Annotated in this window: 22 protein-coding genes and 1 pseudogene; 12 read left to right on the top strand and 11 right to left on the bottom strand. The window is 60.9% G+C overall.

Annotated features, from left to right (window positions below):
- Nucleotides 1-82: 82 nt before the first annotated feature.
- Nucleotides 83-958: a LysR family transcriptional regulator gene (locus tag AB4N92_RS27550; protein WP_010210101.1), complete on the top strand. Its 876-nt coding sequence runs from the start codon at nt 83-85 to the stop codon at nt 956-958.
- On the opposite strand, the gene yghX is transcribed toward AB4N92_RS27550, so the two are convergent.
- Complete coding sequence (gene yghX, locus AB4N92_RS27545; protein WP_460128805.1) at nt 955-1,842, bottom strand: YghX family hydrolase; 888 nt, start codon at nt 1,840-1,842, stop codon at nt 955-957. The genes AB4N92_RS27550 and yghX overlap by 4 nt on opposite strands.
- Nucleotides 1,843-1,885: 43 nt before the next feature.
- Complete coding sequence (locus AB4N92_RS27540) at nt 1,886-2,380, bottom strand: PaaI family thioesterase (protein ID WP_010210103.1); 495 nt, start codon at nt 2,378-2,380, stop codon at nt 1,886-1,888.
- 133 nt (nt 2,381-2,513) lie between these two features.
- On the opposite strand from AB4N92_RS27540, the gene AB4N92_RS27535 reads away from it, so the two are divergent.
- The gene (locus AB4N92_RS27535) at nt 2,514-3,068 is read left to right on the top strand and encodes a YceI family protein (RefSeq protein ID WP_236267098.1); all 555 of its coding nucleotides are present in this window, start codon (nt 2,514-2,516) and stop codon (nt 3,066-3,068) included.
- Here AB4N92_RS27535 and AB4N92_RS27530 read toward each other — a convergent pair.
- Entirely contained in the window at nt 3,065-3,955 is an 891-nt protein-coding gene (locus AB4N92_RS27530; protein ID WP_010210107.1) for a DMT family transporter, read from the bottom strand. The two genes, AB4N92_RS27535 and AB4N92_RS27530, sit on opposite strands and share 4 nt — an antisense overlap.
- 90 nt (nt 3,956-4,045) lie before the next feature.
- On the opposite strand from AB4N92_RS27530, the gene AB4N92_RS27525 reads away from it, so the two are divergent.
- Nucleotides 4,046-5,371, top strand: coding sequence for an aminotransferase-like domain-containing protein (locus tag AB4N92_RS27525; RefSeq protein ID WP_042572263.1), 1,326 nt, complete (start codon nt 4,046-4,048; stop codon nt 5,369-5,371).
- Between the two features lie 28 nt (nt 5,372-5,399).
- On the opposite strand, the gene AB4N92_RS27520 is transcribed toward AB4N92_RS27525, so the two are convergent.
- Complete coding sequence (locus tag AB4N92_RS27520) at nt 5,400-5,831, bottom strand: nuclear transport factor 2 family protein (protein WP_236267095.1); 432 nt, start codon at nt 5,829-5,831, stop codon at nt 5,400-5,402.
- 218 nt (nt 5,832-6,049) lie between these two features.
- On the opposite strand from AB4N92_RS27520, the gene AB4N92_RS27515 reads away from it, so the two are divergent.
- From AB4N92_RS27515 to AB4N92_RS27500, 4 genes are all read left to right on the top strand, one after another.
- Nucleotides 6,050-7,147, top strand: a complete 1,098-nt coding sequence (locus AB4N92_RS27515; protein WP_236267096.1) for an SMP-30/gluconolactonase/LRE family protein — start codon at nt 6,050-6,052, stop codon at nt 7,145-7,147.
- Between the two features lie 95 nt (nt 7,148-7,242).
- Complete coding sequence (locus AB4N92_RS27510; protein WP_021491535.1) at nt 7,243-7,461, top strand: DUF6434 domain-containing protein; 219 nt, start codon at nt 7,243-7,245, stop codon at nt 7,459-7,461.
- Nucleotides 7,458-7,928 (top strand): RidA family protein, encoded by a 471-nt coding sequence (locus tag AB4N92_RS27505; RefSeq protein ID WP_010210112.1) that lies wholly within the window; start codon nt 7,458-7,460, stop codon nt 7,926-7,928. Before AB4N92_RS27510 ends, AB4N92_RS27505 begins: the two co-directional genes overlap by 4 nt.
- Before the next feature lie 7 nt (nt 7,929-7,935).
- Complete coding sequence (locus AB4N92_RS27500) at nt 7,936-8,673, top strand: CPBP family intramembrane glutamic endopeptidase (protein WP_236267097.1); 738 nt, start codon at nt 7,936-7,938, stop codon at nt 8,671-8,673.
- A gap of 1,845 nt (nt 8,674-10,518) precedes the next feature.
- On the opposite strand, the gene AB4N92_RS27495 is transcribed toward AB4N92_RS27500, so the two are convergent.
- On the bottom strand, nt 10,519-12,228 hold the full coding sequence (locus tag AB4N92_RS27495) for an amidase (protein ID WP_236267054.1): 1,710 nt from the start codon (nt 12,226-12,228) through the stop codon (nt 10,519-10,521).
- A gap of 53 nt (nt 12,229-12,281) precedes the next feature.
- Nucleotides 12,282-13,070, bottom strand: a complete 789-nt coding sequence (locus tag AB4N92_RS27490) for a helix-turn-helix domain-containing protein (protein WP_021492995.1) — start codon at nt 13,068-13,070, stop codon at nt 12,282-12,284.
- 83 nt (nt 13,071-13,153) lie between these two features.
- Between AB4N92_RS27490 and AB4N92_RS27485 the strand changes: the two genes are divergently transcribed.
- The gene (locus AB4N92_RS27485) at nt 13,154-13,459 is read left to right on the top strand and encodes a DUF2834 domain-containing protein (RefSeq protein WP_010210119.1); all 306 of its coding nucleotides are present in this window, start codon (nt 13,154-13,156) and stop codon (nt 13,457-13,459) included.
- Between the two features lie 84 nt (nt 13,460-13,543).
- On the opposite strand, the gene AB4N92_RS27480 is transcribed toward AB4N92_RS27485, so the two are convergent.
- Both AB4N92_RS27480 and AB4N92_RS27475 read right to left on the bottom strand, forming a co-directional pair.
- Complete coding sequence (locus AB4N92_RS27480; protein ID WP_021492998.1) at nt 13,544-14,710, bottom strand: GGDEF domain-containing protein; 1,167 nt, start codon at nt 14,708-14,710, stop codon at nt 13,544-13,546.
- A 109-nt stretch (nt 14,711-14,819) separates the two neighbouring features.
- The gene (locus AB4N92_RS27475; protein WP_010210123.1) at nt 14,820-16,031 is read right to left on the bottom strand and encodes an MFS transporter; all 1,212 of its coding nucleotides are present in this window, start codon (nt 16,029-16,031) and stop codon (nt 14,820-14,822) included.
- A gap of 98 nt (nt 16,032-16,129) precedes the next feature.
- Between AB4N92_RS27475 and AB4N92_RS27470 the strand changes: the two genes are divergently transcribed.
- Complete coding sequence (locus AB4N92_RS27470; protein WP_021492999.1) at nt 16,130-16,951, top strand: AraC family transcriptional regulator; 822 nt, start codon at nt 16,130-16,132, stop codon at nt 16,949-16,951.
- On the opposite strand, the gene AB4N92_RS27465 is transcribed toward AB4N92_RS27470, so the two are convergent.
- A complete protein-coding gene (locus AB4N92_RS27465; protein ID WP_069672991.1) occupies nt 16,944-19,526 on the bottom strand; it encodes a bifunctional diguanylate cyclase/phosphodiesterase in 2,583 nt (860 codons plus the stop codon). The genes AB4N92_RS27470 and AB4N92_RS27465 overlap by 8 nt on opposite strands.
- 94 nt (nt 19,527-19,620) lie before the next feature.
- On the opposite strand from AB4N92_RS27465, the pseudogene AB4N92_RS27460 reads away from it, so the two are divergent.
- Nucleotides 19,621-19,722, top strand: a pseudogene (locus AB4N92_RS27460) (AraC family transcriptional regulator N-terminal domain-containing protein); the annotation flags it as partial.
- 49 nt (nt 19,723-19,771) lie between these two features.
- On the opposite strand, the gene AB4N92_RS27455 reads toward AB4N92_RS27460, so the two are convergent.
- A complete protein-coding gene (locus AB4N92_RS27455; RefSeq protein ID WP_010210129.1) occupies nt 19,772-20,275 on the bottom strand; it encodes a GAF domain-containing protein in 504 nt (167 codons plus the stop codon).
- A 51-nt stretch (nt 20,276-20,326) separates the two neighbouring features.
- Nucleotides 20,327-21,829, bottom strand: coding sequence for a glycine betaine/L-proline transporter ProP (gene proP / locus AB4N92_RS27450; RefSeq protein ID WP_010210130.1), 1,503 nt, complete (start codon nt 21,827-21,829; stop codon nt 20,327-20,329).
- Nucleotides 21,830-21,982: 153 nt separating this feature from the next.
- On the opposite strand from proP, the gene AB4N92_RS27445 reads away from it, so the two are divergent.
- On the top strand, nt 21,983-22,513 hold the full coding sequence (locus AB4N92_RS27445) for a GNAT family N-acetyltransferase (RefSeq protein ID WP_069672992.1): 531 nt from the start codon (nt 21,983-21,985) through the stop codon (nt 22,511-22,513).
- Nucleotides 22,514-22,656: 143 nt separating this feature from the next.
- Nucleotides 22,657-24,060, top strand: coding sequence for an MFS transporter (locus AB4N92_RS27440; RefSeq protein ID WP_236267056.1), 1,404 nt, complete (start codon nt 22,657-22,659; stop codon nt 24,058-24,060).
- Nucleotide 24,061 lies beyond the last annotated feature (1 nt).

Raw genomic sequence — 24,061 nt, 5'->3', positions numbered from 1 at the left:
GGCGTGGCCAATGTAGGCAGTTCGCAGGCTTTGGGCAAACGATCATATCTCGCACCTGCCATTAGAATAATTAGGGTCACACATGTTGCGCTCCCATCTTCCCCTCAATGCCTTGCGTGCCTTCGAAGCCTCGGCCCGGCATTTGAGTTTTACCCGCGCCGCGATTGAATTATGTGTGACCCAGGCGGCGGTCAGCCATCAAGTCAAAAGCCTGGAAGCGCAACTGAATGTTACTTTGTTCAAGCGCTTGCCCCGTGGCCTGATGCTCACCAGCGAAGGCGAAACCCTATTGCCGGTGGTGCGAGACTCGTTTGACCGCATCGCCCAGACCCTGAGCCAATTTGAAGGCGGACATTACCGCGAAGTGCTCACGGTCGGCGCGGTCGGCACCTTTGCCGTGGGTTGGTTGCTGCCACGGCTGCCCGCGTTCCAGACGCGTTACCCTTTTATCGACCTGCGCCTGTCCACCCACAACAACCGTGTTGACGTGGCTGCCGAAGGCCTGGATTACGCGATCCGCTTCGGCGCGGGGGCGTGGCACGGCACCGAAGCCTGCGAGCTGCTGGAAGCGCCCCTCACCGTACTCTGCGTGCCGCAATTGGCCGAGCAACTGCATGCACCCGAAGACGTGTTGAAACACACCTTGCTGCGCTCCTACCGCGCCGATGAATGGAGCCTGTGGTTCCAGGCCGCCGGTTTGCCCGCCGATACCCTGGTGCCGCGCAGCATCATCTTTGATTCTTCACTGGCGATGATGGAAGCCGCCTTGCAAGGCATCGGTGTGGCACTGGCGCCGGCGATGATGTTTTCGCGGCAACTGGAGAACGATGTGATTCGCCAGCCGTTCGACGTCGGCATCAGCACTGGCAGCTATTGGTTGACGCGTTTGCAGTCGCGGGCTGAAACGCCAGCGATGCTGGCGTTCAAGGGGTGGATGCGTGAAAGCGTAAACGCTTAGACCAGGTATTTATTGAACCAACCGAGTGTTCTTTCCCACGCCAGTTTCGCTGCCGCCTCGTCATAGCGTGGCGTCGAATCATTATGGAAACCGTGGTTGGCGCCCTTGTAGATATACGCCTCATAGGGCGTGCCGGCTGCCTTGAGCGCCTGTTCATAGGCTGGCCAACCTTCGTTGATCCGCGTATCCAGCTCACCGTAATGCAGCATGATCGGCGCCTTGATCCGTGGCACGTCCTTGGCTTCCGGCTGGCGTCCATAAAACGACACCGCCGCACCCAATTCCGGGTAGGCCACCGCCGCCGCGTTGGTCACGCCACCGCCATAACAGAAGCCGGTAATCCCGACCTTGCCAGTGCTGCTGTCGTGGTGCATCAGCCATTCGATGGCGGCGAAGAAGTCGTTCATCAGCTTGGTCGGGTCGACAGTCTGTTGCAGGGCCACGCCTTTTTCGTCGTTGCCGGGGTAGCCGCCGACCGAGGTCAAGCCATCCGGGGCCAGGGCGATGAAGCCGGCTTTAGCCAGGCGCCGGGCGACGTCTTCGATGTAAGGGTTGAGGCCGCGGTTTTCGTGGACCACCACCACCGCCGGCAGCTTGCCCATGGCTTTGGCCGGGCGCACGAGGTAGCCGCGCACGCTGCCATTACCTTTGGGCGAGGGGTAGGTGATGTAGTCGGCGACGATGTCCGGGTCGGTGAATTTCACTTGCTCGGCCAGCGCATAGTTGGGGCTCAGGGCCGCGAGCAGAGCCGAGGCGGTCAGGCCGCCAAAGGTGAACAGCGCGGCGCTGTCGAGAAATTCGCGGCGATTGATCTTGCCGTGGGCGTAGCCGTCATAAAGCTCCAGCAGTTCGGGGGCAAAGTCTTTCGCGGTGAGACGAGTCATCGGTGCATCCTCGATTAGCGGTGGCGGTCAATGTAGCCCAGGATCAGTCCTCGCGACCATGGGCGGCAGCGGCCAATTGACCGGTGTCGACACGCACGAAGATTGAATCGCCGAGGGCGGTCAGCACGTCGCCGGCGTACACCTCACAGATCACGCGGGTCTTGCGTCCGACCTCACCGTCGGCCCGCGCGCGCAGGGTCAGGGTGACCCCCATGGGCGTTGGCTTGATGAACTTGATCCCCAGGTTGCCGGTGACGCAGTCGATGCGCGGCAGGCTGCCGGGTTCGCGCCCTTCGGCGCGGTAGTGGTAGGCCATCGCAGTCCAGTTGGAGTGGCAGTCCACCAGCATGGCGATCAGGCCGCCGTAGACCAGGTCCGGCCAGCCGCTGTAGCGGGCCTCGGGCAGGTGTTCGGCGACCAGGTGTATTCCGTCCGCGTCCCAGCGGCTCTTGATGTGCAGGCCATGGGGGTTACTGCCGCCGCAGCCGTAGCAGATGCCTTCCGGCGCGGTGATATCCTGGAGTGAAGGGGCGTGCATGCAGCGTCCTTATTAGTGTGGGCCGACTACTCTGTTTAGCAGGACAAACGCCTGAATGGAATAAATCCCTGGTAGGGCGTGTCAGCTCAGTACCGGTGTCCCTTCCTCTGCGGAGCGTTGCATGAAACGTCTAATGTCCCCGGTCGCCGTACTGGCCCTGATCCTTGCTTATGTTTCCAGCGCCCAGGCGGTGGAGTACAAGGACGTCAACCGCACCGCCAGCCAGATCAGCTTCACCTACACGCAATTGGGGCAGCGGGTATACGGCACCTTCAGCGAATTTGAAGGCACCTTGACCTTCGACACGCAACAGCCGGAGGTCGGGCAAGCGGTGCTCAAGATCCAGCTCGCCAGCATCGACGCCGGCAGCCCGGATGCGAACGACGAACTGCAACGTGCTTCCTGGTTTGATACCGCGACCTATCCGGTGGGCGTGTATGAGTCCACTGGCGTCACGGCCCTGGGGGACAACCGCTACACGATCAGCGGCAACCTGACCATCAAGGGCACCACACACCCCGTGAAGGTGGACGTGGTGCTCAAGGAGCACGGTGGCATCGGTGTGTTCGACGGTGAGTTCGTCCTCAAACGCGGCGATTTCAAGATCGGCGAGGGCGAGCGGGCCGGTAACAGCGTGGTGTCCAACGACATCAACATCAAGTTCAAGATGGTCGCACCGCAGCGTTAATGGGCGAATTTCTTTGCGCCGGCCACGCAGCCGATCACCGCGACGGTCACCAACACCATGCCCAGGCTGACCTGCTCATGCAGCAGGCCCGCCGCGAGTGCCAGGCCGAAAAACGGTTGCAGCAATTGCAATTGGCCAACGGCGGCGATGCCACCCTGGGCCAGGCCGCGGTACCAGAACACAAAGCCGATCAGCATGCTGAACAGCGACACGTAACCCAGGCTCAGCCAAGCCGGCAAGCTGATGCCACTGAAATGGGTGGGGGCGAGGACCAGACTCAAGGGCACCACCACGGGGACCGACACTACCAGAGCCCAGCAAATCACCTGCCAGCCGCCCAGGCTGCGTGACAGCGTGGCGCCTTCGGCGTATCCCAGGCCGCAGGCCAGCACCGCCAGCAGCATCAGCAGGTCGCCGGCCGGTGCGGCGCTCAAGCCTTGGGCGAACGCATACCCCATCACACAGACACTGCCTAGGATCGAGAACATCCAGAACACCGGACGTGGGCGCTCGCCGCCGCGCAACACGCCAAACACCGCGGTGGCCAGGGGCAGCAGGCCAATGAATACGATGGAGTGGGCTGACGTCACGTATTGCAGCGCCAGGGCGGTGAGCAAGGGAAAGCCGATCACCACCCCAAGAGCAACGACCACCAGCGGCCCCCACTGATTGCGCGCCGGGCGTTTTTCCTTGAACAGCCACAGCAGGAGCACACCCAGGGCGGCGGCGATGGCCGCGCGGATCATGGTGAGAAATGCCGGGTCGAATTCCATCACGGCCAGGCGCGTGGCGGGTAGTGAACCGCTGAAAATCACCACGCCGATAAAGCCGTTGATCCAGCCTTGGGTGCGGGTGTCCAGGGTGTTGATAGGGGAGGTACGTTCCATGATGGAGTGCTCGAAGCCGGAGGGGTTGCGTTCAGGTCATCCTAGGGGCGAACATTAAGACAATCAAAAAATTGTCATGGATACATCCGAATGCCGCGCGCCCGCTACAAGTCCCTGGTCGATACTTTTGCCGCCGCCATCCGCCGCGGCGAAATGCCGCCTGGCATGCGCCTGCCGACGCACCGCCAGTTGGCCGCCGACCATGGCTTGGCCTTGGTTACCGCCAGTCGCGTGTACACCGAGCTTGAGGCCATGGGCTTGGTCAGCGGCGAAACCGGGCGTGGCACTTTCGTGCGCGAGATCTCGTTGCCGCCAGGGCAGGGCAGTGGACAGATGACGGTGACGGCGGGGATGCTCGATCTCAATTTCAACTACCCCGCGTTGCCGGGTCAGGCAGATTTGTTGCGTACGGCGCTGCGCCAACTCGCGCTGTCCGGCGACCTTGAAGCGTTGTTGCGCTATCAGCCCCATGCCGGGCGCCTGCATGAGCGCGCGGCGTTTGCGCGGCATTTGCTCAGTCGAGGGCTCACCGTTGACCCCGAACAAGTGCTGCTGACCAGCGGCGCCCAACATGGCCTGGCGGTGACGATGATGGCGTTGCTCAAGCCCGGCGATGTGATTGCGGTGGATGCATTGACTTATTCGGGGTTCAAGGTGCTGGCCGAGACCCTGCACCTGGAAATTGTCGCGATCCCGGTGACGCCGACCGGCCCGGACCTGGAGGCCTTGCAAAACCTGTGTCGCAAGCGGCCGGTGCGTGCCGTGTACAGCATGCCGACCTTGCACAACCCCCTCGGCTGGGTAATGGATCTGGCCCAGCGCGAGCGCTTGGTCTCCATCGCCCGTCAGCACAATCTGATGATCATTGAGGATGCGGCCTACGCGTTCTTGGCCGAAAACGCACCGCCACCCGTGGCGACCCTGGCGCCGGAACGCACGGTGTATGTGGGCGGGCTCTCAAAAAGTGTCGCGACCGGTTTGCGCGTGGGGTTTGTCGCGGCGCCGAGCGATTGGGTGAAAACGCTCGAGCGCGCCATCATGGCCACGACCTGGAACGTGCCCGGTGTGATGAGCGCCATTGCGGTGGCCTGGATCGAAGATGGCACCGTGGCACAACTGGAGGCGCAAAAGCGCGAGGACGCCCAGGCCCGCCAGGCCCTGGCTGCGCGGGTGTTGAAAGGGCTGGCCTACACCAGCCATCCCTCGTCGTATTTCTTATGGTTACCGTTGGCGGAAGACGCCCGGGCCGATCAGGTCGCCATGACGTTGCAGCGCGACAATATTTCCGTGTCCACCGCCGAGCCGTTTGCCGTCTCGGCCCATGTCCCGCATGCGCTACGCCTGGCCTTGGGCTCGGTAGCAATGCCAGCCCTGCATGAGGCATTGCTCAGCGTGCGCAAGGTGCTGGAGTGGTGAGCCGCGCTCAACGGCTCACCGATCGTCATCAGTACTTGTAGGCCTGGCGTCCGATCAACAGCCATTTGCCTTTTTGCTTCTGCCACACCTGGAAGTTATCGATATCAGTGGGCACTTCCACGCCACTGTTCACCGCCAGCGCATGGAAGTGGTTGCGTACCAGCGCGGTGTCGCCTTGCAGGGTGATGGTCTGGTTCTGCATTTCCAGGGTCTTGAACGCGCTGGTATGGGTTTCCAGGTCGGCAATGAATTGGTCTTTGTTCTGCACTTTGCCGCTGGAGTGGCCGTAGGTGAGCTTGTCGGACGTCAGCGCATGAAGCTGCTTGAGGTTCAGGTGCAGCATGGCTTGGGTCAGTTGGTCGACCGCTTGGGCCACCTCCTTTTCAGCAGGGGCAGGCGCTGCGGCGACATAACCCGTAAACAGGCACAGAAAGCCGATCAGTACTTTGACGTTTGGCATGGATGTTTCCTTATTGTTGTTGAAGTGGCGGACAACACGTAACTGTTTGTGTCGTCGTACAACATTGCAATATCCAAGCTGATTTTGGAAAGTAATTTTTTGATTATTTACGCAGGTCTTGCTGGGAATGGGTTTTGAGATCGTATTGTTATTGTACGATGTCTCATCACTGGTTAAGAATAGCGTCCCGTCTAACAATAAAATAACGGAGACACACGATGGATCTTCCTCCTCTGCCCACGCGGACCGACCACACTCGGCGCGTCTTCCTCAAGCGTTCCTTGGCTGTTTCCGCATCGGTGGCGGTGCTGGGTAACTTGCCTCGCCTGGCAGATGCTGCCGAGCCGTTGAGCCAGCGTTATCCGGACCCACTGATCAAAGTGCTCGATGACAGTTTCCTGGAGTTGCGCCTGTTCAACGCCAGTGTCGAACGGTTGGCAACCGGTTTGCGCTGGGCCGAGGGGCCCGTGTGGATCGGCGATGGCCGCTACCTGCTGGTCAGCGATATTCCCAATAACCGTATCGTGCGCTGGGACGAAGTGACCGACAGCCTGTCGGTGTACCGCGAAAATGCCAATTTCTCCAACGGCATGTGCCGCGATCGCCAGGGCCGCCTGCTGGTGTGCGAAGGTTCGACGACCACCCGCGAGGGCCGGCGAATCACCCGTACCGAACACAATGGCAGCCTTACAGTGCTGGCGGACAGCTTTGACGGCAAGCCTTTCAACTCACCCAACGATATCGTGTGCAAGCGGGATGGCTCGGTGTGGTTCACTGACCCGCCGTTCCAGACCAGCAACAACTACGAGGGGCACAAGATCGCACCCACCCAGCCCCATGGCGTTTATCGCATCGACGGCGAAAGCGGCACGGTCACGCGGGTGATCGACGACCTCAACGGACCCAATGGCCTGTGTTTTTCACCGGATGAAAAAGTCTTGTACGTCGTGGAAGGTCGGGCCAAACCCAACCGACTGATCTGGGCCATCGACGTTAGGGACGACGGCACGCTCGGTGCCCGTCGCAAGCACATCGAAGGTTTCGACTACGCAGCGCTGGACGGCATCAAGTGTGACGAGAACGGCAACCTGTGGTGCGGTTGGGGCGGCAATGGTGACCCCAAGGCTGACCTGGAAAAACTCGATGGTGTGCGCGTGTTCAATCCACAGGGCAAGGCCATCGGGCATATCTCGCTGCCCGAACGCTGCCCCAACCTGTGTTTTGGCGGCCGCGAAGGCAGCCGCCTGTTCATGGCCGGCAGCCATTCGATCTATTCGTTGTTCGTCAATACGCGGGACGCCGGCTTCGGCAGCTAACGTGTAAAAAAACACGATGGGCGTCGGTTGGCAGGCGTTCATCGTGGCATTTGGCGCTATGCTGCTGGCTCCTGAGGCATCAGAGCGTCACGCAAATGGACTTCAATTGGCACAGCGACGCCATCACCCGCAGCACCCCCGTGACCCCACACTACAAAAACACGCAAAACGTACGCCGCTTCATGCTTGAGCACTGCGGTCCGGGGTTCAAATTCGATCGTCCCTTTATGGCCTGGATTCGCAACGACCAGCCCAAGACCCTGGGCGACGTGGTGGATGAGTGGCTGCGCCGAAACGAGGATTCACGCCCATGACACCCGATGAGAAATACCAGGCCGCCCAGCAACGCCTTGGCTATCAGTTGGACGAATTCAAAATCGGCGGTAACTACACGCCGTTGGTTCGCGACGGCAACCACCTCTACATCAGTGGCCAGATCCCCCGCGTCGGCGATGCGATCGTGCTGCCGGGCAAGGTTGGAGCAAGCCTGACCGTGGCCCAGGCGCAAATCGCCGCCGGTATCAGTGCCTTGCGTTGCTTGGGGTTGCTCAAACAGGCGTTGGGTTCGCTGGACCAGGTCAGGGCGATCCCGCGCATCACCGTGTACGTGCGCAGTGCCGAGGATTTTGATCAGCAGAGTGAGGTGGCCAACGGCGCGTCGGATTTGTTGCACGAAATTCTGGGTGCCGCCGGGGCGCACACGCGTACGTCGGTGGGGGTGATGCAGTTGCCGAAGTCGGCGGCGGTGGAGGTCGATATGATTGCGGTGGCGCACGGTTGAGCGACCGATGATTACCCAGGGAATGGCGGTACTGATTAACTACGGCACGTATCTGGCGCCGGGCCTGCTGCTCTTTGGCCTGTGGTTCGCACTCACGCCCCAGTCGCTGACGGGCATGCGCATCCTGATTCTGTTGGTCGCTTTTGTGCTGATGCGCGATGTGATGACCCCTTTGGGCATGTGGTCGCTTGGCAGCGCGGTGCAACTGGCATTCACGGCAAACACCTTTGTATTGGCAGCGCTGGGTGGCTTGTCGGTGCTGTTGATCGCCTTGCTCGTGCGCGTGGCGCCAGACTTGTCGCCACTTATCCTCTGGTCCAAGGGGCATCGCGCGTCAGGCCTTACGGTCGGGATCGCCGTCGGGTGCCTGATCGGTGTGCCGCTCCGGTTTTACCAGGGTATCGAGGCGTCAGCGATCCCGGGTTATTGGGTATGGCTACCGGGGATGGTCGTCCTGGCCTACGGCGCCAATGCATTGGAAGAAGTGTTGTTTCGCGGTTATTTGCAGGGTTATCTGGAACAGCATGTCGCGCCCTTACGCGCCGCACTGGCCAGCGGCGTGGCGTTTGCGGCTTGCCATGCGTTCCTGGCACTGAGCGTCACCCAGTTGGGCTGGCCGGTGTTGTTGTTCACGCTGATCGAAGGGTTGGCCTGTGCGCTGGTGCGCATGCGCTACGGGGTGTTGGCGGCGACGCTGACCCATGGCACGGCAATCCTGCTGGTTGCGGTGCCTCAGATGGCTTGATGTGAAATGCAGGTGAAAATGTGGGAGCTGGCTTGCCTGCGAAAGCGGTGGGTCAGTCGGCATATCTGGCACTGAAAGACCGCATTCGCGAGCAAGCCCGCTCCCACATTTAAACTGCGTTCCAGGTTGGGATCTGGCGTGTACTGCCGGTGGCTTTATGGTCGAAGCACCGCCCAATCGATTTGAAATGCCCTCAAAAATGTGGGAGCTGGCTTGCCTGCGAAAGCGGTGGATCAGTCGGCATATCGGTCACTGCAAGACCGCCATCGCAGGCAAGCCAGCTCCCACAGTTGGACCGCGTTCTGGCGGGTACTGTCGATGGCTTTATAGATTGATGCACCGCTCAGTCAATTTGAAATACGGTGAAAAATGTGGGAGCTGGCTTGCCTGCGAAAGCGGCGGATCAGTCGGCATATCCGTCACTGAAAGACCGCCATCGCAGGCAAGCCAGCTCCCACAGTTGGACCGCGTTCTCTGGCGTGTACTGTCTATGGCTTTATAGGTTGATGCACCGCTCAGTCAATTTGAAATACGGTGAAAAATGTGGGAGCTGGCTTGCCTGCGAAAGCGGCGGATCAGTCGGCATATCCGTCACTGAAAGACCGCCATCGCAGGCAAGCCAGCTCCCACAGTTGGACCGCGTTCTCTGGCGTGTACTGTCTATGGCTTTATAGGTTGATGCACCGCTCAGTCCATTTGAAATGCGGTGAAAAATGTGGGAGCTGGCTTGCCTGCGAAAGCGGTGGGTCAGTCGGTATATGTGTCACTGAAAGATCGCCATCGCAGGCAAGCCAGCTCCCACAGTTGGACCGCGTTCTGGCGTGTACTGTCGATGGCTTTATAGGTTGATGCACCGCTCAGTCCATTTGAAATGCGGTGAAAAATGTGGGAGCGGGCTTGCCTGCGAAAGCGGTGGATCAGTCGGTATATCTGTCACTGCAAGACCGCCATCGCAGGCAAGCCAGCTCCCACAGTTGGGCCGCGTTCTGGCGTGTACTGTCGATGGCTTTATAGAGTGATGCACCGCTCAGTCAATTTGAAATGCGGTGAAAAAATGTGGGAGCTGGCTTGCCTGCGAAAGCGGTGGATCAGTCGGCATATCTGTCACCGAAAAACCGCCATCGCAGGCAAGCCAGCTCCCACAGTTGGACCGCGTTCTGGCGTGTACTGTCGATGGCTTTATAGATTGATGCACCGCTCAGTCAATTTGAAATGCGGTGAAAAAATGTGGGAGCTGGCTTGCCTGCGAAAGCGGTGGATCAGTCGGCATATCTGTCACCGAAAGACCGCCATCGCAGGCAAGCCAGCTCCCAAAGTTGGACCGCGTTCTGGCGTGTACTGTCGATGGCTTTATAGATTGATGCACCGCTCAGTCAATTTGAAATGCGGTGAAAAATGTGGGAGCGGGCTTGCCTGCGAAAGCGGTGGATCAGTCGGCATATCTGTCACTGCAAGACCGCCATCGCAGGCAAGCCAGCTCCCACAGTTGGACCGCGTTCTGGCGGGTACTGTCGATGGCTTTATAGATTGATGCACCGCTCAGTCAATTTGAAATACGGTGAAAAATGTGGGAGCTGGCTTGCCTGCGAAAGCGGTGGATCAGTCGGCATATCGGTCACTGCAAGACCGCCATCGCAGGCAAGCCAGCTCCCACAGTTGGACCGCGTTCTGGCGTGTACTGTCGATGGCTTTACAGGTTGATGCACCGCTCAGTCCATTTGAAATGCGGTGAAAAATGTGGGAGCTGGCTTGCCTGCGAAAGCGGTGGGTCAGTCGGTATATCCGTCACTGAAAGACCGCATTCGCGAGCAAGCCCGCTCCCACATTTTGATTGCGTTGAGTCAGTTACATCGGCGCCAACGGCGGTGTGCGCGGTGGAATCTGGCGTTTGCTGCCCGTCGCTTCATACGCCGAGGCAAACCGCAGCAGCGCCGAATCATCGTAGGCGCGCCCGGCGAATGTCAGCCCTATCGGCATGCCGATATCCGCCATTACACCCATCGGCACGGTAACGGTCGGCACGCCCAGGTGGCGGATGGCGAGGTTGCCGTTAGCCACCCAGACGCCGTTGCTCCAGGCGATGTCGGCAGAGGCTTCGTTCACGTCGGCGTCCGCCGGGCCGACGTCGGCGACGGTCGGGAACAGCACTGCGTCGAGACCGAGCTTATCCATCCAGTCTTCCAGGTCGATCCGCCGGGTCTGTTCCAACCCGCGCAGGCCATCGGGGACTGTGCTGATCTCGTTCCACGGGGTGATGCCGCGTTCGGCCATGCGCACGTATTCGTCCATGCCGGCGGCCAAGTCGTCCTCACGGTTGGGCAGGGTGCGGGGGTCGTGGGGGAAGATCTTCGGCCCGTCCACATCGGCCAAGCGGTTGAGCGCCGGGTCGTTGTTGGCGCGCAGGAAGTCATCGAAGGCCCAGGCCGACAGTTCCCACAGTTCATCGTGGAGGAATTCCTTGGACACCAGCCCCCGGGTGAACACGGTGGGTGCGCCAGGGCGGTCGCCTTCGCAGTTGGACACCAGCGGGAAATCCACATCGATCACTTCTGCGCCGGCGGCTGTCAGCGCCTGGCGTGCGTCTTGCCACAGGTCGATCACGCTGGCGCGGGTGTTGATTTTCTGCCCGGTCGGGCCACCGATCCCAGGTTTTTCGCTGGTGCCGGCGTCGGGGTCGGCGTTGATGTACATGCGCGGCACGCCAAAGCGTTTGCCGGCGAGGGACTCGGCAGTCGACGCCAATTCAGCGTAGGAAGCAGGGCGTACCGAGGTGACGCTCGGGATCGGCACCCACGGCTGCAGGCGCCACAGGTCGCCACGGGTGTCCGGGTCTTCGGCGACCACCACGTCGAGCACTTCCAGCAGGTCGGCCATGGTGCGGGCGTAAGGCACCACCACGTCCATGGTCGGGGTGAGCGGCCAGTTGCCGCGCACCGAAATCACCCCGCGGGACGGGGTGTAGGCGCACAGGCCATTGTTGGACGCCGGGCCGCGCCCGCTTGACCAGGTTTCTTCTGCCAGGCCAAAGGCCGCAAAGCTCGCCGCCGTCGCGGTGCCAGCGCCGTTGGACGAGCCGGAGGCAAACGGCGCGGTCAGGTAATCGGCGTTATACGGGCTTTCTGCGCGGCCATACACGCCACGTTGCATCCCGCCATTGGCCATCGGCGGCATATTGGTCTTGCCCAGGCAGATGGCACCGCCGGCGCGCAGGCGCTCGATGGTGAACGCATCACGCTGGGCGACCAGCTTGGCAAACGCCGGGCTGCCGGATGCCGCAGTCAGGCCCTTGACCAGGTAGCTGTCTTTGGCGGTGTAAGGAATGCCATCCAATGGCCCCAGGGTTTCGCCTTTGGCCCGGCGTGCATCGGACGCCTCGGCTTCCTTCAGCGCTTCGGGGTTGCGCACCACCACGGCGTTCAAGGCGGTGGCGGACTGCGGACCGTCATAGGCATCGATCCGTGCCAGGTAGGCTTTTACCAGTTCTACGGCCGTGGTCTGGCCGGATTCAAGCGCAGCGCGCAATTGGGCAATGGAGACTTCGGTAACTTGCATCACGTTTTTTCGCCGCCTTCAAATGGGGGTATGGCGGCAGTCTACGTACAGATATTTCACAAAACCAGCGCCGCATAATCCGCATAGGCGCCGCGCATCACCTGCCACGTGGCCTCGTCAGCGGGAATCAGGTGTTCGATACGCAGGGAGGTGAGGGTGATGTCTTGGGGCATGCCAAACGTAGTGAACGTGGACAGAAAATTCAGTTCGCCCTGGCTTGAGCGCACACGGGTCAGCACCAGCGGTGGCAGGTGCGCGGGCAGGTCGGTGTTGGCGGGTGTCGGCAACCCCGCCAGCAGCGCCGCCAGTTCGGGGTTGCCCAGCGCTTCTCGGGTGGCGCGTTGCCAGGCCAGGATGCGGATCTCGTCGGCATTGATCAGATGATCGCCCAGGCCGCCAGGTTGCAGCAGCGTCGTCAGCAAGTTCACGCCCTCGGCCGCATCCTGACGAATACCCACCAACTCAAATAACACGCCGGTACTGGCATTCGCCGCCAGCACTTGCCACTGGCTGCCCAACAGAATGGCCGGGGCTGGATTGTTGGCGTGCAGTACATGGCTGACCGCTTCACGAATCGCCGCCATGGCGGGCGAGGCGAGTGGGGTGGCGGCATAGCGTGGGGCGTATCCGGCGGCGAGGAATATGCGGTTGCACTGCTCCAGCGGTGCCTCCAGCGCGGTCAACAGGTTGTGTAACGTTCCGGGACTCGGCTTGGCGCGTCCGGTTTCGATGCAACTGAGGTGGCGCTGGGAAATGCCGGTGATCAGGGCCAGGTCGAGTTGGCTCAACGTGGCGTGCCGGCGCAATTGGCGCAGTTGTTCGCCGGCAGTAACAGGGTTGTCCATGGCGGAATCATGACCTCCGAGGTCATTGCGAGGGGTCGAACCCTATCACTAACGTGGGCCTTTATCACTTCAAGGACGCGACCATGAAAAGACCTTATGTTGCCCTGGCTGGTTTGCTCGGGTTTTCACTGTACACCCTGGCGACGATGCTCACGGCTGATCAGTCGCTGCTGGCCTTTGGACGGGAGCTGCTGTCACGGCCGGACACCGCGCAAGTGGTGATCGACCTGTACCTGATGGCGGTGCTGGCATGTGTATGGATGTACCGGGATACGCAGCGGCGCGGTCGGTCGGTGGCGTCGGTGCTGCCCTATTTTTTGCTCACGGCGGTGTTTGTGTCGGTGGGGCCGTTGCTTTATCTGGTGGTGAACGGAGGCCGGGATGAATGAGCGTTTGCACCTCGATGCGCGGTGTGTGCTGACGGGGGCGGTGAGCGTGCTTGCGTTCGTCACGAGCACGCTCGTTGACGAGCTCTAACCGTAGGAACTGGCGCCGGTCCGGTCCACCAGACGAATACTGTCGCGCCCGCCGCGCTTGGTTTCATACAGCGCGGTATCCCCTTGCTCAATCAACGCCGCCAGGCTCGGCGGCGGTTGATCGAACAGGTTGGCGCCGATGCTCAGGGTCACTGGCGCCGGGGTGTTGAAGGTCTGCGAGGCGAGTTGGTGAAACTGGTCGCGCAGGCTGCTGCCCAGTTCGACGATCTGTTCGGTGGACGCCGGGTTGAGCAGGATCACGAATTCATCCCCACCCAGGCGTGCCGCCAGCGCGCCCTGGGGCACCACGCCGCGGATCATTTCGCTCAAGGCGATCAGCAGGCGGTCGCCGGCGGTATGGCCGTGGAGGTCGTTGACCGATTTGAAGTTGTCGATGTCGATCAGCAACAGCGCTCCCGGTTGCGCCGGCGACACTTGGGCAAGCAGGCGCGGTGCGCGCAGGTCGAGGGCGCGGCGGTTGTAGAGGGCGGTCAGCGGGTCGCGGGCGGCGAGGCGGGCGATCTGTTGTTCGCGGCGGTAGCGTTCGGAGCCGGTCATCGACAGTGCAATCAGCATGATCGCCATGGCGCCTTCCACCAGGGAAATCTGAATGATCTCGCCTTTGAAGGCGGCCAGGTCGATCAAGGTGCCGGGGATCAGCACCGACAGCGCCTTGGCCACATAAAACCCACCATGAATCAGCAGCACATACCGCAACTGCACCGCGCCGATGCTCAAGGATTTGCCGTGGGGCCGTAGCAGGAAACTGGCGCGCAGCGTCGGCAATGCCACTAACAGTGACTGCACAGCCAGCATCGCTTTGGACCATAAAGGGTCGGCCGGCAACATCAGCATGCCCAGCCAGACCACCAGCATCAGCAGCCACAGTCGCGACAGGCGCGTTTGGGTGAACCGCGCCACGCCGAGCAAAAACAGGAAGTGCGCAGTCACCAGCAAGCCGTTGGCAAACCAGATGCCGATCATCAGGTAGCCATTGATGCGCAGCAGGGCGAGGGTTGAACCGATGCAGATGGTGGCGAAACCGGTGCTCCAGCACAGCAGCGAAGGTTCGCGCACGCTGCGCCATTCAACGGCCAGGTACAGGGCGGCAGCGGCTGCCAGGGCAACGGTGAGTGCCAAAATCGTAGGAGGGTCGAGCGTCATTTCTTGCCGGGTCTGCCTGGTGTGCGTTTAGAACCGGGATTGTAAGCGCACACGCAGGTTTTTCAGAGCGTTCATCGTGATGGCACACAGCCAGGCGATGATCGGCAGGTCAGGCGCCTTTGGTCGTGGGCAACAAGACCGTGAGGATGCCCACCAACGGCAGGAACGAGCACAGTTTGTACACGTACTCGATACCGTGGGTATCGGCGAGCAAACCGAGCAACGCCGCACCGATCCCGCTGAAGCCGAACATCAGGCCGAAGAAGACCCCGGCGATCATGCCCACGTTGCCGGGCACCAGTTCCTGGGCATACACCACGATGGCCGAGAAGGCCGACGCGATGATAAAGCCGATCACCACACTCAGCACCGCCGTCCAGAACAGGTCGACGTAGGGCAGGGCCAGGGTGAACGGCGCGGCGCCGAGGATGGAGAACCAGATGACTTTCTTGCGGCCGATCTTGTCGCCGATCGGGCCGCCCGCAAAGGTGCCGACGGCCACGGCGCCGAGGAACAGAAACAGGTACATCTGGGAGCTGGAAACCGACAGCTGGAATTTCTCGATCAGGTAGAACGTGAAGTAGCTGGTCAGGCTGGTCATGTACCAGTATTTGGAGAACACCAGCACGGCGAGCACCACCAGGGCAAAGGTCACGCGGCCTTTGGACAGGCCGTGGGTGGCTTTGCCGCCTTGCTTGAGCTTGAACAGGTTGAGGTGGTGGCGGTACCAGCGACTCAGGCCGTACAGCACAAGGATGGCGAACACCGCAAACAGCCCGAACCAGGCGATATGGCCCTGGCCGTAGGGAATGATGATCGCCGCCGCCAGCAACGGGCCCAAGGCGCTGCCGGTGTTGCCGCCGACCTGGAACGTCGACTGCGCCAGGCCGTAGCGCCCGCCGGAGGCCAGGCGCGCGACGCGGGAGGTTTCCGGGTGGAAGGTCGACGAGCCAACGCCGACCAAGCCGGCAGCGAGCAGAATCGCCGGGAAGCTGCCGACAAACGCCAGCATCAAAATGCCGATCAGGGTGCACACCATACCCGCCGGCAGCAGCCATGGTTTTGGGTGGCGGTCGGTGTGGTAGCCGATCCATGGCTGCAGCAGCGAGGCGGTCAGTTGGAAGGTCAGGGTGATCAGGCCCACTTGGGTAAACGACAGGCCGTAGTTGGCCTTGAGCATCGGGTAGATCGACGGCAGCACGGCCTGGATCAGGTCATTGATCAAATGCGCCAGGGCGCAGGCGCCGAGGATACGCATGACCAAGGGGCTGGCTTGGGGTGTCGTGGTTGCAGCGGCGGGTGACGCAGTGAGGGTCGACATGCAGGCATTCCATACAAGGCAGCTAATCAGAGGCGGCCACTTCTTAAGGCGGCCATCCATTACAAAATGATTCGGCGTTCATGCTAGATTCGTCAGGAATGCCTGTCTCGCGTAATTCGGGCGACAACTATCGCAAAAAGGGCGAAATGATTAAACCACTGAACGAATTCCTCCAGGAAATCAATGAAGGCGCCTGGGCGGTCATCAGTTCCGCCACGGATTACCCGGAAAACTGGGTGATCCCCGAGCATAGCCACGAGAAGCACCAACTGCTCTATGCCATCGAAGGCGTGATGGTGGTGTACTCGGCGCTCAACCAATGGACGGTGCCGCCCAATCGCGGGATCTGGATGCCCGCCGGGCAGGTGCATTCCCTGCGTTGCGTGGGCACCCTGAAAATGCGCAGCGTGTTTGTGCGCCCGGATCGCTTCCCGAACATGCCCGGCGAGCCGAAGACCGTGAGCATCTCGCCGTTGCTGAGCGAGCTGATCAAGGCGTCGGTGAGCCTGAAACCGCCGTACGCCGAGGACTCGCGGGACGCGCGGATCATGCACCTGATCCTTGACGAACTCGCCATCCTGCCCGCATTGCCATTGTCTTTGCCCCAGCCCGCCGACCCGCGCCTGCAGCGCATCTGCCTCGCGTTGCAAGATGAACCGGGTGACGCTTCAACTGTGGCGCATTGGAGTGAGCGCCTAAGCCTGGACCAGAAAACCATCCAGCGCCTGTTCCGCAAGGAAACCGGCATGACCTTCGGCCAGTGGCGCCAGCAGGCGCGCTTGCTGCTGGCGTTGGAGCGCATTGCGGTGGGGGAGAAGGTGATCGATATCGCCCTGGAGCTGGGCTATGAAAGCCCGAGCGCCTTTACCAGCATGTTCAAGAAGCAGTTCGGCAAGACGCCGAGTCATTTCTTCAGGTAGCACCCTGCGTGACGTTGGCGTGCGGGCCCAGCAGGCCGTTGAACCCGTCGAAGTCCAGCGGTCGGCTGAGGAAATAGCCTTGGCCCTCTTCACAGGCCACGCTCTTGAGCATTGCCAAGTGCTCGGCGGTTTCGATGCCTTCGGCTGTCACCGTCAGGGCCAGGGCTCGGCCCAGACCGACAATCGCGTGGATGATTGCCTTGTCATCGTCGCTTTCTTCCAGGCGGGTCAGGAAGCTGCGGTCGATCTTCAAACCATCGAATGGGAACGCCCGCAGGTAGCTCAGGGATGAGTAGCCGGTGCCGAAATCATCCATGGCGATGCGTAGGCCCAAGCGCTTGAGCGTGTGCATGACCTCCAGTGCGCCGCTGGCATCTTCAAGCATGACGCTTTCGGTGATTTCAAGTTCCACCCGCGCCGGGTCGATACCGGAGACCGCCAGTGCCTGGCGTGTGCGCTCCACCAGGTTGCCCCGCTTGAACTCGGTGGGTGACAGGTTCACCGACACAAACAGATGTTCCGGCCATTGGGCAGCGCACGCGCAGGCGGTTTCGAGTACCCAGTCGCTCAACGCCAGGATCAGCCCCGATTCTTCGGCAATCGGGATGAAGGTGTCAGGTGCAATCAGCCCACGCACAGGATGTTGCCAGCGCACCAAGGCTTCGGCGCCTACCATTTGCCCGTCGGCGATGCGATAGCGCGGCTGGAAATACAAGCGCAGCTCGCCGTGCTTGATGCCGTAGCGCAGATCGCTCTCCAGGCGTCGACGTTCGATGATCCGCGCGTTCATGTCGCCGGAGTAGAACCGCCAGGTATTACGGCCTGCCGCTTTGGCTTCGTACAGGGCAATGTCAGCGTAGCGCAGCAGTTCCGCGGCCTCGCGGGCATCGTTGGGGGCGATGGCGATCCCGATGCTGGCGCTGACGAACACCTCTTGCTCGTCGATTCTGATCGTGCGCTCTATGGATTCGATCAGGCGCTTGCACAGGATTTCGACTTCGTCTTGCGTACCTGCATCCGTCAGGATCAATACAAACTCATCACCGCCAATACGGGCGACCAGATCGCCATGGCGTACGCAGTCGGCCAGTCGAGAAGACACTTCGTTGAGCACCCGATCACCGGCAGCGTGTCCAAGCAGGTCATTGACCGGCTTGAATCGATCGAGGTCCAGGCTGAGCATGACCAGGGGCTGCTCCGAGGTGGGCATGGCCTTGAACTTGCCTTCCAGGAACGCTTGCAGCCGCGTGCGATTGGGCAGCCCGGTGAGGGCGTCATGCTGGGACAAGAACTCGATGCGTCGACGGGCTTCGACTTCTTCCGTCACATCGGTGGCGGTGCCGCGAAACCCGCCACACGGCATCTGCCGTGCGGACAGCCGGGTGCTGCGTTCCAGCCCCAGTGCATCGACGTAACGACACTGCACGCTGATATCCGGGCGACGCCCAGGTGCGCTGAGCCACTGGGACAGCAGGCCGGTTTCGGTTTCCAGCAAATCGTTTATCGTGGCGCCGATCCAGGCATCGCGCACCAGCCCGGTCACACCTTCGAAGCGTTCCGACAGGTAGGTAAAGCGCCAGTCGCCGTCGATTTCCCAGACCCAATCGGAACTGGCTTCCACCACATCGCGAAAACGTGCTTCGCTGGTGGCCAGGGCATTCTGGCTGTTCTGCAGCGAGGAATGGCTGGCGTCCAGGGCGAGCGCGGCCGCCGTCGTGCGGCGCGAAATGACCCAAGACATCAAGCACACCAGCAACGCAGCCAGGCCCAACAAGGGCAGGCCTACACCCATCAGGCGCAAACCGGGGCGAGCCGGCTCCCAGTGCAGGCTGCCGGCCGCACCGTTGTCGCCGAGGGGCAAGAGCAAGGTCTTGCCGATTTCATCGGGGGTAGCGATGTGCAGTTTGTCCACGCCGAATTCATCGCCGATCGCTGTCAGTTTTGCGCTGTCGAGGATGTCGACAAAGATCAGCACCGACGCCGGTCGGCCGTCGGGCAACACCGTGGGGTCGGTGCCGGGGGTGATGGCGGCGGCGGCCACCAAAGCAGGGCTGCCGCGCACGTTGATAAAGGTCGTGGCGGATGTCTCGCTGTCTGCACCGGCGCGAGCCTGCTCGATAATTCCAGTGATGGGCCCGCCGAGCCACTGGGTGAGTTCGACTGTCTGCAATTGGCCGTCAACGACGGCATACACCGTGCGGTTGGCGTCGTCGACCACGAACAGGCCTTGAAAGCCGAAGTCGTCGAACAGCGACGCGCCGATGTTGCCCCGGACAAAGGCCCAATCGTCGTCCACTTTCACGTGCAAGTGCCGGTAGGCATCACTCCAGAAGGCGTAGTCCTTGACGGTCACCCGCAGGGATTTTTCCAGAGACTGCACGGCTCTACGGGTGTAGAACGCGCTTTCAACCTGCTCGGAGCGGTCCAGTTCTTGGGCAAGGAAAATCAGCGAGTAAGCGGCGACTGCAAAGACCACGGCCAGCAAGGCCATGAACCTGAAGAGTGAGGTGCGCGCCAGCGACAGGCTGGTGCGATCGGACAGTGAGCGGACGATAGGAGCGAGAGAGTTCGGCATTGTTTCCCGCAGGGCGTCGCTGCAAGTCAGGGGGTATCACGTGCTATCGGCTGCGCCGGGAAAATATTGAGACCGCTGGCGCGTGCTGCCAGCCACGGCGACCGATGGCATGCTGGCGTCGTTCGCGCGCCTGGCGGCGCTGCTCGATGAGCCTGAAGCCAGCCCCGTGCTAGCACCATTGATCCAGCGTGGCGTTCAAGGTGGGCTATGAACGCCCTTCGCAGTTCAGCCGTGAGTACGGCCGGTCAATGATCGGACGTCAAATTAGCAAAGAATATGCAGCCGATCAGTCGCGCAAACAGGCTCAGGGTTTCTGGCAGGTTGGGGTCTTCAAACAGCATCGCCCTGGAATCGAGCGCACACAGCGCGCCAAAAAGGCGGCCATCGGGCAGAAAGATCGGGGCGCCGGCGTAACTCTCGATGGCGAATTGCTTGACCACCGGGCGGGCGGCGTAGCGGCCGTTCTGGCTGATCTGCGGGATGAACAAGGTTTGCGGGTTGATGCAGAACTCGCTGCACAGGGTGGTTTCCAGGGCGAGCACGTCGTCGACATGGATGCCCAAGTCGATGGTGTCATGGACTGAACACACCACCCATTCCAGGTCGGTGAATTTGGCGATGCCGGCGAAGCGCATCCCGGTCAGGCGGGTGACCAATTGCAGGATGCTGGTGGTGGCTTCTATTTCGGCGATAGCGGCGCGTTCGTTTGCGCTGAGTAAGGACTGCGAAGCGGTGACGCTTGGAACCATGGGTGACACTCCAATGGCAGGGTGGCCAGGGCCACCCTGTATGTTCAGGTTTTAATTGATGCGCGGATGCTGCTCTACAAGGTTCTTGCGCTTGGCTTCCAACTCGGCAATCTCGGCATCGATGTCTTCGATCTTCTGCTCGATGTTGTCGTGATGTTCCTGCAGCAATTCCTTGGCTTCTTCCATGTCCGAAGCCGCCGGTGCGGCGCCACGCAGCGGCTTGTTGGCGGTTTCCTTCATGGTCAGGCCGGTGATCAGGCCGACCACGGCAAACACCATCAGGTAGTAGGCGGGCATGTACAGGTCGTTGGTGCTTTCCACCAGCCAGGCCACGGCGGTCGGGGTGAGGCCGGCGATCAGTACCGACACGTTGAACGCACTGGCCAGCGCACTATAGCGCAGGTGGGTGGGGAACATTGCCGGCAACGTCGAAGCCATCACGCCGATGAAGAAGTTGAGGATCACGGCGAGAATCAGCAAACCGGCGAAGATCAGGCCGATCTTGCCGCTGGTGATCAGCATGAACGCAGGGATGGACAGGAACAACAGGCCGATACTGCCGGCAATGATGAAGGGCTTGCGGCCGATCTTGTCGCTGATAAAACCAATGAAAGGCTGCACGAACAGCATGCCGACCATGATCGCGATGATGATCAGCACGCCGCTGTTTTCTTTGTAGTGCAGGTTGTGCGACAGGTAGCTCGGCATGTAGGTGAGCAACATGTAGTAGGTCACGTTGGTCGCCGCAACAATCCCGATGCAGGTCAACAGGCTACGCCAGTGCTTGGTCGCGACTTCCTTGAACGAGACTTTGGGGCCGTGTGTCAGGCCTTCGCGGTCGCCTTGCTCCATTTTGTCCATGTGTTGCTGGAAGGCTGGGGTTTCCTCCAGTGCATGACGCAGGTACAGGCCGATGATGCCCAGGGGCAGGGCAAGGAAGAACGGCAGGCGCCAGCCCCACGACTCGAAGTCGGCTTCGCCCAGGATGCTGGAAATCAGCACCACCACGCCCGCGCCCAGCACGAAACCGGCGATGGAGCCGAAGTCGAGCCAACTGCCGAGAAAGCCGCGCTTGCGGTCCGGGGCATACTCGGCGACGAAGATTGACGCGCCGGTGTATTCACCCCCTACCGAGAAACCCTGGGCCATTTTGCACAGCAACAGCAAAATCGGCGCCCAGATACCAATAGAGGCGTAGGAGGGGATCAGGCCGATGGCGAAGGTGCTCAGGGACATGATCACGATGGTCGCGGCAAGGACCTTCTGCCGCCCGTACTTATCGCCCAGTGCGCCGAAGAACAGGCCACCCAGTGGGCGGATCAGGAACGGCACGGAGAAGGTGCCGAGTGCGGCGATCATTTGTACGCTGGGTGAGGCGTCCGGGAAGAACACCTTGCCCAGCACATAGGCGACAAAACCGTAGACGCCAAAGTCGAACCATTCCATGGCGTTACCCAAGGCTGCGGCGGTGATTGCCTTGCGCACCTTGGTGTCGTCGACGATGGTGATGTCTTTCAATCCGATGGGCTTGACGCTTTTCTTACGTAATTTCATGCGGAGCACTCTAAAGCAGAACAGGGGAGGTGCCATCGTTGCGATGGCACCGCTCTGTCAGTTCAGATACAAGCGGACATGAAATAATTCAGCTCTATTTGCGTTTTTTTGCAGAAAGCTTGAACTTTACAGATTCACAGGGGAGTAATCCGTATGTCGGCCGTCGCGTCACGCCTGATCTACCGCCCACCCCAAGCGTGCGACGTGCAGCGATTGTTCGCGATCTACGGCGATCCGCAGACCAATGTGTTCAACCCCTCTGGCCCCATCGCCAGTCTTGAGGGGGCGCAACGCTTGCTGGATAAATGGCTTGAACAATGGGCCACCCAGGGCTACGGCTGGTGGGCGATTGCACGCACTGAAACGCCGCATCACATCATAGGCTTTGGTGGAATCGCGCCGCTCGACTACCTGGCCGAACGGCGTATCAACCTGGGGTACCGTTTTGCGGCGCAAGCCTGGGGGCAGGGCTACGCCACCGAGTTGGGCCGTGATGCCTTGGCGCTGGCATTCCAGACGCTCGGCCTGGGCGAGGTGTTCGGCCTGGTGCGACCGGACCATGGGGCATCAATCCGCGTACTGGAAAAGATCGGCATGCAGCCTTTCGGCGTGCTCGATGATGTGCCGGGGAAGGCACCAAGCCTGGTTTTTCGGATTTGTCATCCTACAACTGATTTTTCCTGATATTTCAAATACCCACGCAATACGGGGTTAAGCGGCAATCTTTCAGATTGACAGCGTTCAGGCGTCCCGATATAAAAGCCACAGTTGTACGACGACATATGACGTTACATATGTCCTATCTAACAAAAATAAAAAGTGATGCCATGAACTTGAACGAGCCCATCAACGCGCACCGCGTTGGCCAAGCTGTAGGCAACTATCGCTGGACCATCTGCGCGATGCTGTTTTTCGCGACCACCGTCAACTACCTCGATCGCCAGGTGCTCAGCTTGCTGGCGCCTCAGTTGTCGACGCAATTTGGCTGGAGCAACACTGACTACGCGAACATTGCGGCTGTGTTCCAGTTCGTCTACGCGATCTCCATGCTGTTTGCCGGGCGCTTTGTCGACAAGATCGGCACCAAGGCGGCTTATGTGGTGGCAATCGCCATCTGGTCCACGGGCGCCATCATGCATGCGTTCTCGGTGCCCATGGGCGAGGGCATTGCGGCCATCAGTGGTGCGATTGGCCTGGCGGTGATCCCGGTGTCGATTGCCGGTTTCATGTTGTCCCGTGCGGTACTGGCGATTGGCGAAGCGGGCAACTTCCCGATTGCGATCAAGGCGACTGCTGAGTATTTCCCCAAAAAGGAACGCTCGCTGGCCACGGGTATCTTCAACTCCGGTGCCAACGTCGGCGCAATCCTGGCGCCGATCTGCGTGCCGTTGATTGCCGGTCTGTGGGGGTGGGAAGCGGCGTTTATCGTGATCGGCGGCCTGGGCTTCGTGTGGGTTGTGGTGTGGATCGCGCTTTACCAGAAGCCGGAGGAGCAGAAACGCCTGTCGCCCGAAGAACTGGCGTATATCCGCAGTGATCAGACCGTGCAGCCCTTCACCCCAACGCCGGCCGGCGCCCCGGAAAAGAAAGTCTCCTGGTTCAAGTTGCTCACCTACCGTCAGACCTGGGCGTTTGCCTTCGGCAAGTTCATGACGGACGGCGTGTGGTGGTTTTTCCTGTTCTGGCTGCCCACCTACCTGTCGGCGCAATACGGCATGAAAGGCGCCGATATCGTCATGCCGCTGGCGGTGCTGTACAGCATGACGATGGTCGGCAGCATCGGCGGCGGCTGGTTCCCCAGCTACTTCATGGCGCGCGGTGATGCACCCTACGATGGCCGCATGAAAGCCATGCTGGTGATCGCGCTGTTCCCGCTGGTGGTGTTGCTGGCACAGCCGTTGGGCTACATCAGCTTCTGGGTGCCGGTATTGCTGATCGGCGTGGGCGCCTCGGCGCACCAGGCGTGGTCATGCAACATCTTCACCACCGTGTCGGACATGTTCCCGCAGAAAACCGTGGCCTCGGTGGTCGGTATCGGCGGCATGGCCGGCGGCCTGGGCGGCGTGGTAATGACCAAGATCGGCGGTTGGGTGTTCGACTACTACAAGTCGGTCGGTGACATCCACACCGGCTACATGATCATGTTCGCCATCTGCGCGCTGGCCTACTTGGTGGCCTGGAGTGTGATGAAGACACTGGTGCCGCGTCACAAGGAAATCACTGACCTGTAAG

The sequence above is a fragment of the Pseudomonas sp. S3_A09 genome (assembly GCF_054668065.1).
Note: the sequence above shows the minus strand (reverse complement) of the source record. Positions and strands in the feature narration are given on the sequence as shown.